Annotated in this window: 16 protein-coding genes; 9 read left to right on the top strand and 7 right to left on the bottom strand. The window is 68.3% G+C overall.

Translation table 11 applies throughout. The features are described from left to right. Positions 1-8 precede the first annotated feature (8 nt). From JK358_RS21790 to JK358_RS21775, 4 genes are all read right to left on the bottom strand, one after another. Entirely contained in the window at positions 9-1,010 is a 1,002-nt protein-coding gene (locus JK358_RS21790; protein WP_201949640.1) for an NADP-dependent oxidoreductase, read from the bottom strand. Beyond that, positions 1,007-1,969: a zinc-binding dehydrogenase gene (locus JK358_RS21785; protein WP_201949637.1), complete on the bottom strand. Its 963-nt coding sequence runs from the start codon at positions 1,967-1,969 to the stop codon at positions 1,007-1,009. The genes JK358_RS21790 and JK358_RS21785 overlap by 4 nt, the downstream gene beginning before the upstream one ends. Before the next feature lie 30 nt (positions 1,970-1,999). Beyond that, on the bottom strand, positions 2,000-3,079 hold the full coding sequence (locus JK358_RS21780) for an alkene reductase (protein ID WP_201949635.1): 1,080 nt from the start codon (positions 3,077-3,079) through the stop codon (positions 2,000-2,002). Between the two features lie 222 nt (positions 3,080-3,301). Then, the gene (locus tag JK358_RS21775) at positions 3,302-4,150 is read right to left on the bottom strand and encodes a DUF11 domain-containing protein (protein ID WP_201949633.1); all 849 of its coding nucleotides are present in this window, start codon (positions 4,148-4,150) and stop codon (positions 3,302-3,304) included. A gap of 241 nt (positions 4,151-4,391) precedes the next feature. On the opposite strand from JK358_RS21775, the gene JK358_RS21770 reads away from it, so the two are divergent. The 8 genes from JK358_RS21770 to JK358_RS21735 all read left to right on the top strand — a co-directional run bounded on the left by JK358_RS21770 (position 4,392) and on the right by JK358_RS21735 (position 14,400). Then, complete coding sequence (locus JK358_RS21770; RefSeq protein WP_201949631.1) at positions 4,392-4,955, top strand: DUF308 domain-containing protein; 564 nt, start codon at positions 4,392-4,394, stop codon at positions 4,953-4,955. A 150-nt stretch (positions 4,956-5,105) separates the two neighbouring features. Then, positions 5,106-8,792 (top strand): nitrate reductase subunit alpha, encoded by a 3,687-nt coding sequence (locus JK358_RS21765; protein WP_201949629.1) that lies wholly within the window; start codon positions 5,106-5,108, stop codon positions 8,790-8,792. Next, complete coding sequence (gene narH, locus JK358_RS21760; protein ID WP_201949627.1) at positions 8,789-10,465, top strand: nitrate reductase subunit beta; 1,677 nt, start codon at positions 8,789-8,791, stop codon at positions 10,463-10,465. Before JK358_RS21765 ends, narH begins: the two co-directional genes overlap by 4 nt. Next, entirely contained in the window at positions 10,462-11,118 is a 657-nt protein-coding gene (gene narJ, locus JK358_RS21755) for a nitrate reductase molybdenum cofactor assembly chaperone (RefSeq protein ID WP_201949625.1), read from the top strand. Before narH ends, narJ begins: the two co-directional genes overlap by 4 nt. Next, positions 11,115-11,855 (top strand): respiratory nitrate reductase subunit gamma, encoded by a 741-nt coding sequence (narI, locus tag JK358_RS21750; RefSeq protein ID WP_201949623.1) that lies wholly within the window; start codon positions 11,115-11,117, stop codon positions 11,853-11,855. Before narJ ends, narI begins: the two co-directional genes overlap by 4 nt. 61 nt (positions 11,856-11,916) lie before the next feature. Continuing rightward, a complete protein-coding gene (locus tag JK358_RS21745) occupies positions 11,917-12,135 on the top strand; it encodes a hypothetical protein (RefSeq protein WP_201949621.1) in 219 nt (72 codons plus the stop codon). 8 nt (positions 12,136-12,143) lie between these two features. Continuing rightward, complete coding sequence (locus JK358_RS21740) at positions 12,144-13,082, top strand: hypothetical protein (RefSeq protein ID WP_201949619.1); 939 nt, start codon at positions 12,144-12,146, stop codon at positions 13,080-13,082. Between the two features lie 115 nt (positions 13,083-13,197). Further along, positions 13,198-14,400 carry a DUF418 domain-containing protein gene (locus JK358_RS21735; RefSeq protein ID WP_201949618.1) on the top strand — a complete coding sequence of 401 codons (1,203 nt, stop codon included), beginning with the start codon at positions 13,198-13,200 and terminating at the stop codon, positions 14,398-14,400. Between the two features lie 63 nt (positions 14,401-14,463). Here JK358_RS21735 and JK358_RS21730 read toward each other — a convergent pair whose 3' ends face one another. Then, positions 14,464-14,775 carry a DUF6907 domain-containing protein gene (locus tag JK358_RS21730; RefSeq protein ID WP_201949617.1) on the bottom strand — a complete coding sequence of 104 codons (312 nt, stop codon included), beginning with the start codon at positions 14,773-14,775 and terminating at the stop codon, positions 14,464-14,466. A gap of 305 nt (positions 14,776-15,080) precedes the next feature. Here JK358_RS21730 and JK358_RS21725 point away from each other — a divergent pair, with 305 nt between their 5' ends. Next, entirely contained in the window at positions 15,081-15,908 is an 828-nt protein-coding gene (locus JK358_RS21725) for an alpha/beta fold hydrolase (protein ID WP_201949616.1), read from the top strand. Between the two features lie 49 nt (positions 15,909-15,957). Here JK358_RS21725 and JK358_RS21720 read toward each other — a convergent pair whose 3' ends face one another. Both JK358_RS21720 and JK358_RS21715 read right to left on the bottom strand, forming a co-directional pair. Beyond that, positions 15,958-16,815, bottom strand: a complete 858-nt coding sequence (locus JK358_RS21720; protein WP_201949615.1) for an SMP-30/gluconolactonase/LRE family protein — start codon at positions 16,813-16,815, stop codon at positions 15,958-15,960. A 57-nt stretch (positions 16,816-16,872) separates the two neighbouring features. After that, on the bottom strand, positions 16,873-17,202 hold the full coding sequence (locus JK358_RS21715; RefSeq protein ID WP_201949614.1) for a hypothetical protein: 330 nt from the start codon (positions 17,200-17,202) through the stop codon (positions 16,873-16,875). Between the last annotated feature and the right edge of the window lie 168 nt (positions 17,203-17,370).

The following is a 17,370-nucleotide window of genomic DNA, read 5'->3' as shown; positions in this document are numbered from 1 at the left end:
TCGCGAATTCAGAGGCGCACCAGCATCTTTCCGATGTTCACGCCGTTCATCAGGTCGATGAAGGCGTGCGGCGCGCGCTCGATTCCCACGGCCACGGTCGTCTCGGCACGCAGTGAACCGTCGGCGAGCCAGGCGCCGGCCTGCCCGATCCACTGCGGGAACCGATCCAGGTAGCTGGTGATGAGCAGGCCGCGCAACGTGGCGTCCTTGGCGGCGAGCAGGAACAGGTTGTGCGGGCCCGGAATTCGCTCGGTGGCGTTGTAGGCGCTGATGGCGCCGACCTGCGCGATCCGGCCGCCGGGACGTAGCGCGTCGAGGGCCGCGACCAGGTGGTCACCGCCGACGTGATCGAGGTAGACGTCGATACCGTCGGGTGCGAGGGCCGCGAGCTGTTCGGCGACCGGGCCCGCCTGGTAGTCGATGGCGGCGTCGAAACCGAAGGTGGTGCGCAACTTCTCGGCCTTGTGCGCACCGCCGGTCGCACCGATCACCGTGGCCGCGCCCGCTCTGCGTGCGAGTTGCCCGGCGATGCTGCCGGTCGCGCCCGCGGCGGTCGAGACGAACACCACGTCGCCGGGCCGGACGGGTGCGATCTCGGTGACGGCGATATGGGCGGTGAGCCCGGTGGTGCCGAGCGGGCCGAGGAACGACTCGGCCGACGCGACGGACAGATCGAGCACGGTCGCGTCCGCGGCGTCGAGGACGGCGTATTCGCGCCAGCCCAGGAAATGCGCGACGGTCGCACCGACCGGAATCGAATCCGACCGTGTGGCAACGACTTCACCGACCGCCGCGCCGTCCAGCGTGGCGCGAAGAGGGTAGATCGGCATATACGACTCGGGCTGGTACATCCGTTCCCGCATGTACGGATCCACCGACATCCAGGTATTGCGCACCAGGATCTGACCCGCACCCGGCGTGGGCGGCTCGGTGGTGACCAACTCGAAATCCGAGGGTCGCGGCGCGCCGACCGGATAGGAGACCAGCCGGATTTCGCGATTGCGGGTCATGAGAATTCCTCCGACAGCATGGTTTTCGAAACAGGTGCGGTTTCGGCGGTGAGATCGAGCACGGCCTTGCCGTTGACCCGGCGGCCGAGCAGGGCCGCGGCGGCCTCGGCGGCCTGCGTCCACGGCCCGCGCCAGCCGACCTGCGTCGTCAGGCGTCCGGTTTCCAGCAGCCGCAGCAGCACCCCGAGATCGTCGCGGAACGGGGTCGCGACATTGAAGTTCTCCAGGCGGCCGCGCGCGCTGTTGGTGCGGGCCCGCTCGAAGTCGATGACAGTCGGTTCGCCGGAAGCCTTTCCGATGGCCACGGCGATGCCGTCGTCCTCCAGCTGATCGAATGCCGTTGCCAGCTGCGCGCCGCCGACATTGTCGAGAACCCCGTAGACGGGGGCGGACAGCGCGTCCGGGCCGAGGACGATCTCGTCCGCACCGAGTCCGCGCAGTCCCACCGCGCGCGCCGTACTGCCGACCGACGCGATCACGTGCGCACCGGCCAGCGCGGCGAGCTGAACCGCGAAACGCCCTACGCCACCGGAGGCTCCGGTGATCAGTACCCGCCGCCCGAGCACCGAGCCCAACCGCCGACAGGCCTGCAACGCGGTCACGCCCGCCACGGGCAGTGCGCTCGCGACACCCAGATCCACGCTGTCCGGCACGACGGCCAGCTCGCTGGTGTCCACCGCGCGCAGTTCCGCCCAGGCCCCGCCCCAGCCGAAGGTCACCACCCGGGTGCCCGCGGCCGGACCGGATCCATCGGCGGCCGGTTCCCGGACCACACCCGCGGCATCCCAGCCCGAGATGTATCCGGGCCGGGTGCGCGGCGAACGGTAGGCGAGTTCACCGAAATTGAAGGAGATCGCCGAAACCTCGATCAATGCCTGTGCCGCAGTGGGTTTCGGATCCGGCGCGGCGGCCAGGCGCAGCCTGCCCGGGGCCGTGGGGTCATGTACGAGGGCTCGCATCGCAGTGCCTTTCGAAGAGGGTGGCTAGGCTCAGTCGGCCAGTGTCGGATAGTCGGTGTAGCCGCGCTGATCGCCGCCGTAGAACGTCGCCCTGTCGGCCGTGTTGTACGGCCCGTCCGTGCGCACCCGCTCGACCAGATCCGGATTTGCCAGCCACAGCTCCGCCAGGACGAGGGCATCCGCCAGCCCCTCTTCCAGCGCGGGTCGGCCGATCGCGGGGGTGCTCGGGAACGATTCCGCGGTGGGGTGGGCGCACAGCAGCAGCGGGCCGTTCCACGCCGCCCTGATCAGCCGGGTGGTGTCGCGCGTGATGAGTTCGTTGACGTGCAGATAGGCCAGCGGAACAGCCGAAAGTGCCTGCGCCAGCGCCGGGTACAGCTCGGCGGTATCACTCTCCGCGCCTGCCATGCCGTTGAACGTGATGCCCGGTGACACCCGGAGGCCGACGCGCTCGGGCCCGATCGCGTCGGAGACCGCGCCGACCACCTCGACGACGAAGCGAATCCGGTTGGCGATCGTCCCGCCGTAGGCGTCGGTGCGCTGGTTGGTGCCGTCCGCCAGGAACTGGTGCAGCAGAAAGCCGTTGGCCGCGTGCAGCTCCACGCCGTCGAATCCCGCATCGACGGCATTGCGTGCGGCGGTGACGAAATCGCCTACCGTGCTGGCGATCTCGTCGAGTGTCAGGGCGCGCGGCACCGGGCGGTCCACCATGCCCTCGGGGGTGAACATCTGCTCCCCGGAGCCGATCGCCGACGGTGCGACGGGCAGCCCGCCGTCGGCGTACAGGCTCGGGTGCCCGATTCGCCCGCAGTGCACCAGCTGCGCGAACATCCGCCCGCCCGCGGCGTGCACCGCGTCGGTCACCGTCCGCCACGCCCGCACCTGCTCGTCGGTGTACAGGCCCGGCGAATCGGCGTAGCCCTGGGCGATCTCGCTGATACCCGTGGCCTCGGAGATGATCAGTCCCGCACCGGCGCGCTGCGTGTAGTACCGCGCGGTCAGTTCCGTCACCACCCCCGCGGGTGTGCGGCTGCGCGTCATCGGTCCCATCACCAGCCGATTCGGCAGCCCGATCTTCCCCACGGTCAGCGGTTCGAAGTATCCCGTCATGCTCGTCCTTCTTCCTCGAGCGGACGCGCGAACGGCGCCGCGCCGGACGGCGAGGCGCTGGCGCGACCTGACAAACATCGCCCGCGGCGTGGGCCTCGATCAACGACGATTCGATCAACGAGCGTTCAGTGACGGTGAACAAACACGTGCGCGGTCGGTGCGGCTCCGGGGAGAGCCGCACCGACCGCGCTGGTCAGGTCCGCGTGAGCGGTGGGGGTGGGGTCAGGGCTTCAGGGCGCATTCGGCCGGCTGCACGAGGCCCTGGTTGGCCACGTTGTTGCCGAGCAGGACAGTTACCTTGGCGTCGACCGCGGTCTGGCCGGGGGCCGTGACACGGACGGTGAAGGATTCGGTGTTCTGCTGGGCGGTGGCGGTGCACAGGGCGGTCCAGGCGATCTTCTGGCCGTTGTCGATGATGGCGAAGTTGACGTAGCCCTTCTTGGGTTCGGCGCTGGTCACCAGTTCGATCTTGGGGGTGACCCCGGCCGGGGCGTCGACCAGATCGGAGATGGGGGTTTCGGCGCGGCCGAAGGTGTTGACCGAGGCGCGATCCTCCTTGGCGGTGAGCTTCGGGCCCTGTCCGGTGCCGGTCGTGGTGGTGGTCAGGGTGTTCGACGCCGCGGTGGTGTCGAAGGCGCCGTTGGGCGCGAAGCCCTTGACCACGGCCTCGCTGGAGATGGCGGTGTTGGCGGGTGTCTGCCCGGCGACCATGACGGTCAGGGTGGCCGAGCCGCTCTTGGCCTTGGTGATCTCCCCGAGGTTGAACACGACCTTCTGCGTGCCCTGCAGCGTGCCGCCGGTCTGGTAGACCGTATTGGCCGGAATGGTCACCTCGGCAACCACATTGGTGAAGGTGTCGTTGCCGGCGGTGCTCACCGTCAGGGTGCAGGCCACCTCGTCACCGGGGAACAGGCTGCCGGGCGTCTGCACGTCCCGGCATTCGTATTTCGACGTCGGACCCGCCACGGCATACGCCGGGGCGGTGCCCAGCTGCATCCCGGCGGCGGCGAGTGCGAAGGCCGACGCGGCCAGGACGGTCCGGCGCAGCCCGGGTTTGCGTGCACTGATCATTGTTCTTACCTTTCCTGCGGGTTGATCAGTCCCGCGCTGTCTGCGGTTCGGATCACCGTTGCTGTGTTCTGCACCGATGGTCGAGGCCGTGACTCTGCGTCCACCAACGAAGCACTAACGGCGGTGAAACCGCCCGTTCGGCCGCACGATTCGCGGGTATGCCGGTGGCGTGCAGGCGATGCAGACATGCCGAAGCGGCAAAGCTACGGGTAGTTGGACGTTTCGGTCATATCATTGGGCTATGCCCACCAATCGGATCGAGGGGCGTACCAGCGTGTTCGCCGACTGGGCTTGGCAGGCTCTGTTGGTGGTCGGGGTGTGCTCGGTGCTGCTGGGGGTGGCGCTCATCGCATGGCCGAACAAGTCGGAGGAGTTGTCGGGGGCGCTGGCGGGGCTGGTGCTGGGGGCCACCGCGGCGGTGCAGTTGATCGTGGCGTTCGGGGCGAATATCGCGGGGGGACTGCGGGTGCTGGAGTTCTTCGCGGGCGTGGTGGCGCTGCTGCTGGCGATCTGGAGCTTCGGCAGTGGGCAGTGGGTTCTGTTGCTGGCGTTGTGGATCGGGATGGGGTGGATGATCCGCGGGGTGGTGCAGGCGATCACGGCGGCGTGGACCGATTTTCCGGGCTCGTGGCGGCCGGAGGTCGTCGGGTTGGGTACGGCGGCGGCGGGGATGGTGGTGGCGGTCGGGCCGTTCGGGTCGTCGACGGCGTTCTCGGTGTCGGTGGGGCTGCTGACCATCGCGCTCGGGGTGAGCGAGGTGTGTTCGGCGGCGCGACTGGAACGGACCGTTCCGGAGACCGTGTGAGGGTTGCCTGAGTCGCCGAGTCGCAATCGGCGACACCTCCGAAATTAGCCATTTGCCGAATATTTGCCGGTAGCGTCCACAACTGTTCGTGAGTTCGGACAGACGATCGCGCGACGGGGACGCCGCCGATCACGGTGGAAGGTGGGGTTGATGGCGCGAGGCAATGGCACCAAGATCGACGGCGAGCTCACCGAGGCATTGATCCGCAGTCGGCGTTTCTTCACCCGCACGGAGATCTCGCCGGATCTGCGCAGCGAATACCTGCGCGGCGGACGGCAATCCGATGACTTCTATCGGGACCGGTGGGCGCACGACAAAGTGGTGCGATCGACCCATGGCGTGAACTGCACGGGGTCGTGCTCGTGGAAGGTGTTCGTCAAGGACGGCATCATCACCTGGGAGAACCAGGCCACCGACTACCCCTCGCCCGGACCCGACCGGCCCGACTACGAACCGCGCGGCTGCCCGCGCGGCGCGGCCTTCTCCTGGTACACCTATTCGCCCACGCGCGTGCGGTATCCGTATGTGCGCGGGGTGTTGCTGGAGATGTACCGAGAGGCCAAGGCGCGCACCGGAGATCCGGTGCTGGCCTGGGAATCCATCGTCTCCGACCCGGAACGCGCACGCCGCTACAAGAGCGTGCGCGGGCGCGGCGGACTGGTGCGGGCCAGTTGGGACGAGGCCGTCGAGATGATCGCGGCCGCCCAGGTGCACACCATCAAGACCTACGGCCCCGATCGCGTGGCCGGGTTCTCGCCGATTCCGGCCATGTCCATGGCCTCCTTCACCGCCGGGTCGCGGTTCATGTCGCTCATCGGCGGCACCATGCTCTCCTTCTACGACTTCTACGCCGACCTGCCGGTGGCCTCCCCGCAGGTGTTCGGCGACCAGACCGACGTCCCCGAATCCGGCGACTGGTGGGATGCGGGCTACCTCGTCATGTGGGGCTCCAACGTCCCGGTGACCCGCACCCCCGACGCGCACTGGATGGTCGAATCCCGGTATCGCGGGCAGAAAGTCATCTCCATCGCCCCCGACTACGCCGACAACGTCAAGTTCGCCGACGAGTGGATCGCCCCGCATCCGGGCACCGACGGCGCACTCGCGATGGCCATGGGCCATGTCATCCTGCGCGAGTTCTTCGTCGAACGGCAGGTGCCCTACTTCCAGGAGTATGTGCGCAAGTACACCGACCTGCCGTTCCTGGTGCGCCTGGACAAGACCGCCGACGGCTTCCAGCCCGGCAAGTTCCTCACCGCCGCCGACCTGCCCGACTTCGCGGGCGAACCGAACGCCGCCTTCAAGACCGTCCTGCTGGATCAGCACGGAAAACCGGTGGTGCCCAACGGATCCCTGGGCTTCCGCTACGGCGAGGCGGGCGCGGGCAAATGGAATCTGCTGCTCGACGGGGTGGAGCCGCAGCTGTCGATGGGTGAGCAGGGCGCGGTCACCGTGCGCCTGCCGCGCTTCGACACCGGTGACGGCGCGGGCGCGGAGATCGTGCGCGGCGTCCCGGCCCGCACCATCGGCGGACATCTGGTGACCACGGTCTTCGACCTGCTGCTCGCCCAGTACGGCGTGGAACGCCCGGGTCTGCCGGGGGAGTGGCCGAGCGGCTACGAGGATCCCTCGCAGCCGGGCACGCCCGCGTGGCAGGAGGCCATCACGGGGGTTCCGGCGGCCATGGCCGCGCGCATCGGACGCGAATTCGCCGCCAACGCGGAGGAATCCACGGGACGGTCCATGATCCTCATGGGCGCGGGCACCAACCACTGGTTCCATTCCGACACGATCTATCGCGCGTTCCTGGCGCTGGTGACGCTCACCGGCTGTCAGGGCGTGAACGGCGGCGGGTGGGCGCACTACGTCGGGCAGGAGAAGGTCCGCCCGATCACCGGATTCAGCGCGATCGCCTCCGCGCTGGACTGGTCGCGCCCGCCGCGGCAGATGATTCAGACCGCCTACTGGTACCTGCACACCGACCAGTACCGCTACGACCCGTTCCCCGCCGACGCGCTCACCACCACGACCGGGACGGGCCGCTTCGCGGGCAGGACCACCGCGGATCTGATCGCGCTGTCCGCGCGGATGGGCTGGATGCCGTCGTTCCCGACCTTCGACCGCAATCCCCTGGACCTGGTCGACGAGGCCGAGGCCGAAGGGGCGGCACCGGCGGAACACATTGTGTCGCAACTGAAGTCGGGTCAGCTGCGGTTCGCCTGCGAGGACCCCGACAACCCGCGCAACTTCCCGCGCACCCTCACCATCTGGCGGTCGAACCTGCTCGGCTCCTCCGGCAAGGGCAACGAGTACATCCTCAAACATTTGCTCGGCGCGGACAATTCACTGCGCGCCGAGGAAGCGCCCGCCGATCAGCGGCCCAAGGATGTGGTGTGGCGCGAGAACGCCCCCACCGGCAAGCTGGATCTGCTGCTCACCCTGGATTTCCGCATGACCAGCACCACCATGTTCTCCGATGTGGTGCTGCCCGCCGCCACCTGGTATGAGAAGCACGACCTGTCCTCCACGGATATGCACCCGTTCGTGCACTCGTTCTCCCCGGCCATCGCCCCGCCGTGGCAGACGCGCACCGACTGGGACATCTTCATGACCATCGGCGCGGAGTTCAGCAAGCTCGCCCGCCGGCACCTGGGCGTGCGCAAGGATCTGGTCGCCACCCCGCTGCTGCACGACACCCCCGACGAGATGGCCAACCCGCACGGTGTCGTCCAGGACTGGAAAGCCGGTGAGTGCGAACCGATTCCGGGCGTGACCATGCCGCGGCTGACGGTGGTGGAGCGCGACTACCCCGCCGTGCACGCCAAGATGCAGGCGCTGGGTCCGCTGCTGGAGAAGCTCGGCGCGACCACCAAGGGCATCACCTTCGAGGTGAGCCGCGAGGTCGACTATCTGGCGCGGGCCAACGGCATCGTGCACGGCGGACCCGCCGACGGCCGGCCCTCGATCAAACGCGATATCGACGCCTGCGAGGCGATTCTGGCGCTGTCGGGCACCACCAACGGTCATCTGGCCACCCAGGGTTTCAAGACCCTCGAGCAGCGCACGGGCACCGAGCTCGCCGATCTGGCCGCCGAGCACGAGGGCAAGCAGATCCATTTCAAGGACACCCAGGTGCAGCCGCAGCCGGTGATCACCTCCCCGGAGTGGTCGGGCTCGGAGTCCGGTGGCCGCCGCTACTCGGCGTTCACGGTGAATGTGGAACGCCACAAGCCCTGGCACACGCTCACCGGCCGCCAGCACTTCTACCTCGATCACGACTGGATGGCCGAGGTGGGCGAGCAGCTGCCGGTGTATCGGCCGCCGCTCAATATGACCGCGCTGTTCGCCGAACCCACGCTGGGTTCGCAGAGCCCGCAGGGTCTGACGCTGCGCTACCTGACCCCGCACAACAAGTGGTCGATCCACTCCGAATACCAGGACAACCTGTTCATGCTGAGCCTCTCGCGCGGCGGCCCGAACATCTGGATGTCGAATCTGGATGCCGCGAAACTCGGTATCCGCGACAACGATTGGATCGAGGCGGTGAACCGCAACGGCGTGGTGGTGGCACGCGCTGTCGTCACGCACCGCATGCCGGAGGGCACGGTGTACATGTACCACGCCCAGGACCGCCTCATCGACGTCCCGCTGGCGGAGACCTCCGGCAAACGCGGCGGCATGCACAACTCGCTGACCCGCCTGCTCATCAAGCCCACCCATCTGATCGGCGGCTACGCCCAATTGTCCTACGCGTTCAACTATCTCGGCCCGACCGGCAATCAGCGTGACGAGGTGACGGTCATCCGCCGTCGCAGCCAGGAGGTCTCCTACAAATGAAACCCATGGCGCAGCTCGCGATGGTGATGAATCTCGACAAGTGCATCGGCTGCCACACCTGCTCGGTGACCTGCAAGCAGACCTGGACCAACCGGGCCGGGGTCGAGTACGTGTGGTTCAACAATGTGGAAACCCGTCCGGGACAGGGGTATCCGCGCACCTATGAGGATCAGGCCAAGTGGAAGGGCGGGTGGACGCTCGACCGCAAGGGGCGGTTGAAGCTCAGGGGCGGCGGGCGGTATCGCAAGCTGTTCACCATCTTCGACAATCCGATCCTGCCGGAGCTGTCGGACTACTACGAGCCGTGGACCTACGACTACGAGACGCTGACCAGTGCGCCGCTGCAGCAGCACACGCCGGTGGCGCGGCCCAAGTCGCTGATCACCGGTGAGGACACCAAGATCACCTGGTCGGCCAACTGGGACGACAATCTCGCGGGCGCACCGGAACTCGCCACCGCGGACCCGCTGCTGAAGCAGGTGGGGGACAAGGTGAAGTTCGAGTTCGACCGGACGTTCATGTTCTATCTGCCGCGCATCTGCGAGCACTGCCTGAACCCGGCGTGCATGGCGTCGTGCCCGTCGGGCGCGATCTACAAGCGCGAAGAGGACGGCATCGTGCTGGTGGATCAGGACAGGTGCCGAGGCTGGCGCATGTGCGTGTCGGGCTGCCCGTACAAGAAGATCTACTTCAATCACCGGACCGGCAAGGCCGAGAAATGTACGTTCTGCTTCCCGCGCATGGAGGTCGGACTGCCGACCGTGTGCGCGGAGACCTGCGTGGGACGGCTGCGCTACATCGGCGTCATGCTCTACGACGCCGATAAGGTCGCCGAGGTCGCCGCGACGCCGGAGGACAAGGATCTGTATGCGGCGCAGCGGGATTCGTTCCTGGATCCGTTCGATCCGGAGATCATCGCCGAATGCGAGCGGGCCGGGATATCCCGCGACTGGATCCAGGCCGCGCAGAACTCGCCGGTGTACGCGCTGATCAGCAAGTACCGGGTGGCGCTGCCGCTGCATCCGGAATACCGCACGGTGCCCATGGTCTGGTACATCCCGCCGCTCTCGCCGGTGGTGGACGCGCTGCGCGACACCGGCCACGACGCCGAGGATCACGGCAACCTCTTCGCCGCCATCGAGGCGCTGCGCATTCCGGTGGAGTATCTGGCCGAACTGTTCACCGCCGGCGACACCGGACCCGTCAACGATGTGCTGCGCAAGCTGGCCGCCATGCGCAGCTACATGCGCGATATCACTATGGGCCGCGACACCCAGCCCGAGATCGCCGCGAGGGTGGGGATGTCCGAGGAGGACGTCTACGAGATGTACCGGCTGCTGGCGCTGGCGAAATACGATGAGCGCTACGTGATTCCGCCCGCACACACCGAGCAGGCGCACGGGCTCGAGGAACTGGCCACCGACTGCAGTCTCGACTACGACGGCGGGCCGGGCATGGGCGGCTGGGGTCCGTTCGGCGAGACCTCGGGCGCGCCGACGCCGGTGGCGGTGGAGAACTTCCGGATGCTGCAGAACCGTCAGACCGCGGACTCGACCTCGTCGGTGCGGGGCGGGGGCCGGGTGAACCTGCTCAACTGGGACGGCCGCGGCACCCCGGAGGGCCTGATGCCCGACCGCGACGGTCACCGCAACGGCGGGAAGCATCGGAAATGAAACTCACCGACACCCACCGCAGTACCGCCTGGCAGGTGCAGTCGCTGCTGCTCGGCTATCCGGACGCGGACCTGCTGGATTCGCTTCCGCTGCTGCGCCGTTCGGCTGCCGCGCTGCCGGTGGCACTCGGTGCGCCCTTGCAGCCGGTGCTGGAATACCTCGACGGTGGCGAACCGCTGGCGCTGGCCACCGCGTTCGTGGAGACCTTCGACCACCGCAAGCGGTTCAGCCCGTATCTGACCTGGTTCGCGCACGGTGACACGCGCAAACGCGGGATGGCGCTGCTGCGGTTCAAGCAGGTCTATCGCGATCACGGGCTGCTGATCGACGACGGCGAACTGCCCGATCACCTCGCCGTGGTGCTGGAATTCGCGGCCGCGCATCCGAAAACCGGGCAGCAGTTGCTGATCGAGCATCGCGCGGGCGTGGAGGTCATGCGCCTCGCCCTGCGTGACGCCGGCTCACCGTGGACCGGCGTGCTCGAGTCGGTGTCGGCGACGCTGCCGCCGCTGCGCGGTGCCGAGCATGCCGCCGTCGCGCGGCTCGTCGCCGCCGGGCCGCCCGACGAGGGCGTGGGCCTGGCCCCCTTCGCTCCGCCCAGCTATATGCCAGAACCATTGGGAATGCCGACATTCGCAGGAGGCCGACGATGACGCAGCCGGTGAGCACCGCCGACATCCTGCTGTGGGTGGCGATTCCCTATGCGGCGCTGGCCGCGTTCGTGGTCGGGCTGATCTGGCGCTACCGCTACGACAAGTTCGGCTGGACCACCCGTTCCTCGCAGATCTACGAGAACCGGCTGCTGCGCCTGGGCAGTCCGCTGTTCCACTACGGCGTGATCGTCGTATTCTTCGGGCACGTCATCGGTTTGGCCATCCCCGAGGGCTGGACCGAGGCCGTCGGCATCAACGAGCACACCTATCATCTGGTGTCGTACGCGCTGGGCGCTCCCGCCGGAATCGCGACCGTCGTGGGTCTGATCATTCTCATCTACCGCCGCCGTACGGTCGGATCGGTCTTCTCGGCCACCACCCGCAACGACAAGATCATGTACGTCCTGCTGGGCCTCACCCTGATAGCGGGCCTGAGCGCCACCCTCTACGGCAATCTCACCGGCAATCCGCACAACTATCGGGCCGATATCGCCCCGTGGCTGCGCTCCATCTTCTCGTTCCGGCCGAAGCCCGAGTACATGACCACCGCGCCCATGCTGTTCCGCCTGCACGTGCTGGCGGCGTGCGCGCTGTTCGCGTTCTGGCCATTCAGTCGTCTGGTGCACGTGTTCTCCGCACCCGTCTGGTACCTCACCCGCCCCTACATCGTCTATCGCAGTCGGGCGGTGTCCGGGCCGGGCGCGCACAAACCGGCGCGCGGCTGGGAGCGCGTGTAGTTCCACGATCAACTGACCGAAATGCCCCGGCGCCGAGATCGATTCGGCTACCGTGACCGATATGTCCGAGATTGACCGGTTGACCGAGCTCACCCGGATTCCCCGCGCCGACCTCGACGCGCTCGGCGATCTCGACGACACACACCACGCCGCACTGCGGGCCGCGTTCGAACATGCCCGCGACACCCGCGACCGGGAACTCGACGAGGCCATCGACAACGGACTCACCATGGTTCCCCGGCTGGTCCGCCCGGCAGTGCGGCGCATGCTCTTCTCGTAAGGCGATCGATGACGAATCTGGCAGCACGCGCGGAGGTGATCAAACTCGCGCGCGAGTTGCACACCCCCGCCGAGGATCTGGCCTTCCTGCTCGACAGCGACCCGGCCGCCATCCGCCGGATCCGGCACGGCATGCACGCCGCCCTCGACGCCCGGCACCGGCCCATGTTCGATCGGCTCGCCAAGGTCAGTGCGCTGGTGCCGAATTCGCTCGCCGTCGCCATCGCGACCCGGTACTACGGCCCGGTGCTGTGCGGGATGATCGCGAGCTCGCTGAGCCCGGAGCGGGCCGTGGCGCTGATCGGTCATGTGCCCACGGATTTCCTCGCCGACGTGTCGGTGCATGTGGATCCCGCCGCGGCCACCCCGATCGTGCGGGCCTTCGACAGTGACATCCTGGTCCCGGTCATGCGGGAACTGCTGGCGCGCAAGGACTACGTGACCCTGGCGCGTTTCCTCGTCGCCGCCACCGACCGTCAACTGCTCGACGTGGTCCCGCATATCGAGACCGGCGAGGATCTGCTGCTGGTGGCATTCAATGCCGAATTGGATTCGGTGGCAGATCGTTTCGAAGTGGTGCTCGCGGACCTGTCCGACGATCGGATCCGCGACATCGTGCAGGCCATGCACGATCGCGACCGCTTCGCCGAGGGCCTGACCTTCATGCAGTTCCTCACCGACAAGACCCTGGGCCGGGTGGCCGACGCGACCGCCGCGCTGGGGCCCGAGATTCTCACCCACCTGGTCGAGTCCTGCCACCGCGAGAACGCCTGGGCCGAACTGATTCCGGTGGCCACCGCGATGTCGGCCGACAGCCTCGACCGGCTGCTCGCGCTCGACACCTGGGACGAGCAGAAGCTCACCGCGGTGACCCGCGCGGCCGAAGCCGCCGGGCACACGGGCGAGCTGGCGCGTCTGCTGGGCGAGCTGGAGCAGCGGGGCCGCTGACGCCGTCGAGTCGGCCGGTCGTTCGCGGGGAGGACTGTCAATACCGCTGAGGTCCCATCGGTGGGCACGCTCACGGCCGATGCGGTGCGGGGGTCGCGGGCTCTAGCGTGGCGGTATGTCCACTCAGGCGGGGTCGCCGGTCCCCGTTGCCGCCGCGGGGCGGCGGATCGGTGCGATCGACACGGTGCGCGGGTTCGCGCTGTTCGGGATTCTGGTCACCAATACGCTGGTCGGGACGATGCTGTTCGCGTTCCTCGGCAGCGGGGACTCGACCGCGGTGCGCTACGACGGCGGGTTCGACCGGTTCGTGTACGCGGTGCTCGAGGGATTGTTCCTCGGGAAGTTCTATCTGCTGTTCGCGTTTCTGTTCGGGTATTCGTTCACCCTGCAGATCGCGGCGTCGCAGCGGACGGGAGCCCGGCCGGTGCCGCGCCTACTGCGCCGCAGCGCCGCGCTGTTCCTGATCGGGCTGGCGCACGTGATGCTGCTGTGGGTGGGCGACATTCTCACCCTGTACGCGTTCCTGTGCGTGCTGCTGGTGCTGCTGCGCAAGGTAGGGCCGCGCCCGGCGTTCATCACGGGAGTGGTGCTCTACGTGCTGTTCTCGGCGCTGTCCTTCATTCCCGGCAATGCCGGGTTCGCGGGGTTGGGGCAGCTGTTCGACGTGGAGCGCATCCACACCGGGATGACGGGCGGTATCGGGGAGACGTTCGAGACGCAGCTGTGGCTGGGGCCGCTGTTCATGATCTTCATCTGGCTCGGGCAGGGCGTCACCAGCCTGGGCATGTTCCTGATCGGGATGGCGGCGGGCAAGCGGCGCGTGTTCGAGGACGCGGCGCTGCTGGAGCGCTGGACGCCGCGCGCACTGCGCCTGGGTTTCGGTGTGGGACTTCCGGTTTCGCTGGTGACCATCGTGTTGTGGACGGCGCGCGGGGAGTTGCCCTGGTACTGGGCGGGAGTGCAGCAACTGGCCAATCCGCTGCTGACCCTCGGCTATGTGGCGGGCATCGTGTGGCTGACGCGTTCGCGGTGGGCGGGCGCGGTGGGGCGGCTGGCTCCGGCGGGCCGGATGGCGGCCTCCAACTACATCGCGCAGTCGGTGGTCTTCATGCTGCTCTACACCGGGTACGGGCTGGCGCTGGCCGATCGGGTGCCGCCGGTGGTCGTGGTGCTGCTCGCGCTGGTGACCTTCGCGGCCCAACTGTGGTGCAGCGCATGGTGGCTGCGCCGGCACCCCTACGGTCCGGTGGAATGGCTGCTGCGCGCGGTCACCTACCTGTCGATTCCGGCATGGCGCTCGCGTGAGTCGTCGGCGTGAACGGTGGCCCCTCGAGCGCGGGGTGGCGCCGGCGCGCTACCACGCCGGCGGTCCGGTGACGGTTCAGGCTTCCTCGGCGTTGGCGGCCATGGCGGTCAGCAGGGCGCCGAGTTCGCGGGCTTCGGCGGGACTCAGGGTCACGCTCCAGCCCTTGCTGGTGATGGTGATGTCGTGGTCTCGTGGCACGTCGTTGTCGAAAGCGTCCGCGCCGTAGAGGAATATCGTCGCGTCACAGTGTTCCAGCGACAGGGCGACCGGGATCCGGCTGCCGTAGTGCGACCAGCGGCTGTCCGGCTCGTCCGGGGCGTGGTCCTCCACGCACCAGGGCGGGCAGGGACGTGGGGGCGCGCTGGGCGGTGTGTAGATGGTGCTCACCGGGGTGTTGCTCCTCGATCGTGGGTGCTGCGTCGAGGCGGTCCGGCCGCGTCCCCGCAATTGGATCGGACCACCCGGTATGGACGCTACCCCGTACGCGCACAAGCGAATCAATCCGACCCGCCGATCCACATTGGGTCGGATTGTCACGTTTGTCTCAGTTGCGCGGGGGTAACTCTAGCGGCCCGCATCACCCCCGCCCATCCCCGCACCCGCCCCTCAACTTTTTCGAATCGCGGCGATGATTCTGTGACGGTCGTACCGTCGATAGCGGTGTCCGTGTCTGCTCGCCAGGGAGAAACCTCATGACCTCGACCGCGCCCGTCACCTCGGGAATCCTCGCCGTACCCGACGGCCGTCTCTACTACGAAGTCCGCGGCGGTGGTCCGCTGGTCGCGCTGGTGGGTTCGCCGATGGATTCCGGTCCGTTCGCCGCCGTCGCCGATCTGCTGGCCTCGGACTACACGGTGCTCACCGCCGACCCGCGCGGGCAGGGACGCAGCGAAATCGATGAACCGGACAAGGATTCGACTCCCGAGCTGCGGGCCGACGACCTGGCACGGCTCATCACCCACGTCGACGCCGGGCGCGCGGTGGTCCTGGGCTCGAGCGGCGGCGCGGTGACCGCACTCGCCCTCGCCCAGGCGCGGCCCGAACTCGTGTCGGCGATCATCGCGCACGAACCGCCGCTGCGCGAACTGCTCGACGACCTCGCCGAGATCAGCGCCGCCGCCGACCAGATGATCGCCACCTACCGGTCAGGTGACACCCTCGGCGCGTTCAAGCAGTTCTTCGCCATCGCGAAACTGCCACTGCCCGAACCGGTCCTGCAGGAAATGTTCGGCGGCGAACGCGACGCGCACGCCCTGGAATCCGATCGCCGGTTCTTCCTGCACGAGTTCCGGCCCACCACCGACTTCGTGCCCGACATCGACCGACTACGCCGGATCTCCACCGAGATCGTCATCGGTATCGGCGACGAATCCGCGGGCCAGTTCTGCGACCGCACCTCCCGCGCGCTCGGCGCCCGCCTGGGCATCGAGCCGATCCTGTTCCCCGGCGGTCACGGCGGGTTCATGGAGCAGCCCGACGCCTTCGCCAAGAAACTGCGGGAAGTGCTGCAGGACAACTGAATCGGTGACGGCCCGGCCGGAGGTCCACCGGCCGGGCCGCGCTCGCCGCTCAGGGCCGACCGGCGTGCGGGGCGGGCGCGCGGACCGTGAGCACCTGCCCGGTCCGGACATCCGGCGACATCCCTTCCGCGCCACGCCATTCCGCGGCCACCACGAACAGCGTGTCGCCGTCGGGCCCGCCCAGCATGCACGCGAACGGACTGCGGTCGAGGACGACCTCCTCGGTGACCTTGCCGCCCTCGTGCACCCGCACACAGCGGTCCATGGCGGCCGCCCACACCGCACCCTCGGCGTCGACGCAGATGCCGTCGGGACAGCCGTCGATCTCGGCCCACACGCGCCGATTGCGCAGCCCGCCGTCGGCGGCGATATCGAAGGCGGTCAAGCGTTTCGCGTGCGATTCGGCGACGATCAGCACCGTCCCGTCCGGGGTCAGGGCCATGCCGTTCGGGAAATGCAGATCACCGGCCAGGACGCGGGCCGCACCGTCCGGGGTGACCACGGCGAGGATCCCGGGCCGGGGCTGCTGCCCGCCCATCATGTCGAAGCCGATGCAGTTGAGGTAGGCGTTGCCGTGCGCGTCGACCACGATCTCGTTCCACGGGTGGTCGGCCAGCCCGGTGAGATCGGCGTGCACGACCAGCTCACCCCCGGGTTCACGGCGTAACAGCCTGCGCCCGCCGGTGTTCGACACGATCAGCAGCCGGCCGTCGGGCAGCGGGTCGAAACAGAACGGGACACCGTCCATGCGCAGTTCGACCGTCGCGACCCCGTCCGCGGCGACCGACAGGACCTCACCCGCCAGCCAATCGGACAACCACAGCTTCCCGTCGTGCCAGCGCGGCGATTCCCCCAGTGCCAGGCCCTCGATCAGGACCGTCGGCCGCGGCGCAGGGCGCTCGGACATGCTCCACCTCCGAATGTCGATTCATCCGTCAGTGCAGACCGCCGCGCCGGCGCGAATTCATCGGTTCTCGATGGGCGGGAGCAGCCAGCGGGCGTAGGTGTTCTCGGGGCTGACGGTGATGACGTCGGCGACCCGGACCAGATCGTCGGGGACGCGGCCGCCGAAGTGGTCCAGGCTGGGGGTGATGACGGCCTCGGCCGCCAGGCGGGAGACCGCGGTGCGGACGCGCTGCAGGGGCCGGTCGGTTTCGGGGCCGAAAACCAGTGTCTTGCACAGGTCGTAGCCCAGCCGCTGCGCCAGCTGCTGGATCTGCGCCTGGTCCCACTGCTGCTGGGCTCCGGAGACGTCGTGCCGGAGGAATCCGATGGCGGCCGGTTGGGGTCGCATGGTGTGTAGCTCTCCTGACGGGGTGTTGCCGCAAACCATCTGTCGAACTCAGGCGGGTACCGAGCCTCACACATTCGGGTGCCGCTGGAGTGACAGTTTCGTGCCAGTAAGCCTCCGGCGACCGCGCATTCGCGCGCGAACCCCGCGCGATCTCGCTACGCTCGACGG

It is taken from the genome of Nocardia acididurans (genome assembly GCF_016741815.1).
Lineage (GTDB): Bacteria > Actinomycetota > Actinomycetes > Mycobacteriales > Mycobacteriaceae > Nocardia > Nocardia acididurans.
Note: the sequence above shows the minus strand (reverse complement) of the source record. Positions and strands in the feature narration are given on the sequence as shown.

Bases quoted from the DNA above. Each gene is read 5' to 3' on its own strand.
- JK358_RS21790 (WP_201949640.1), bottom strand. From the start codon at position 1,010: ATGACCCGCAATCGCGAAATCCGGCTGGTCTCCTATCCGGTCGGCGCG.
- JK358_RS21785 (WP_201949637.1), bottom strand. From the start codon at position 1,969: ATGCGAGCCCTCGTACATGACCCCACGGCCCCGGGCAGGCTGCGCCTG.
- JK358_RS21780 (WP_201949635.1), bottom strand. From the start codon at position 3,079: ATGACGGGATACTTCGAACCGCTGACCGTGGGGAAGATCGGGCTGCCG.
- JK358_RS21775 (WP_201949633.1), bottom strand. From the start codon at position 4,150: ATGATCAGTGCACGCAAACCCGGGCTGCGCCGGACCGTCCTGGCCGCG.
- JK358_RS21770 (WP_201949631.1), top strand. From the start codon at position 4,392: ATGCCCACCAATCGGATCGAGGGGCGTACCAGCGTGTTCGCCGACTGG.
- JK358_RS21765 (WP_201949629.1), top strand. From the start codon at position 5,106: ATGGCGCGAGGCAATGGCACCAAGATCGACGGCGAGCTCACCGAGGCA.
- narH (WP_201949627.1), top strand. From the start codon at position 8,789: ATGAAACCCATGGCGCAGCTCGCGATGGTGATGAATCTCGACAAGTGC.
- narJ (WP_201949625.1), top strand. From the start codon at position 10,462: ATGAAACTCACCGACACCCACCGCAGTACCGCCTGGCAGGTGCAGTCG.
- narI (WP_201949623.1), top strand. From the start codon at position 11,115: ATGACGCAGCCGGTGAGCACCGCCGACATCCTGCTGTGGGTGGCGATT.
- JK358_RS21745 (WP_201949621.1), top strand. From the start codon at position 11,917: ATGTCCGAGATTGACCGGTTGACCGAGCTCACCCGGATTCCCCGCGCC.
- JK358_RS21740 (WP_201949619.1), top strand. From the start codon at position 12,144: ATGACGAATCTGGCAGCACGCGCGGAGGTGATCAAACTCGCGCGCGAG.
- JK358_RS21735 (WP_201949618.1), top strand. From the start codon at position 13,198: ATGTCCACTCAGGCGGGGTCGCCGGTCCCCGTTGCCGCCGCGGGGCGG.
- JK358_RS21725 (WP_201949616.1), top strand. From the start codon at position 15,081: ATGACCTCGACCGCGCCCGTCACCTCGGGAATCCTCGCCGTACCCGAC.
- JK358_RS21720 (WP_201949615.1), bottom strand. From the start codon at position 16,815: ATGTCCGAGCGCCCTGCGCCGCGGCCGACGGTCCTGATCGAGGGCCTG.
- JK358_RS21715 (WP_201949614.1), bottom strand. From the start codon at position 17,202: ATGCGACCCCAACCGGCCGCCATCGGATTCCTCCGGCACGACGTCTCC.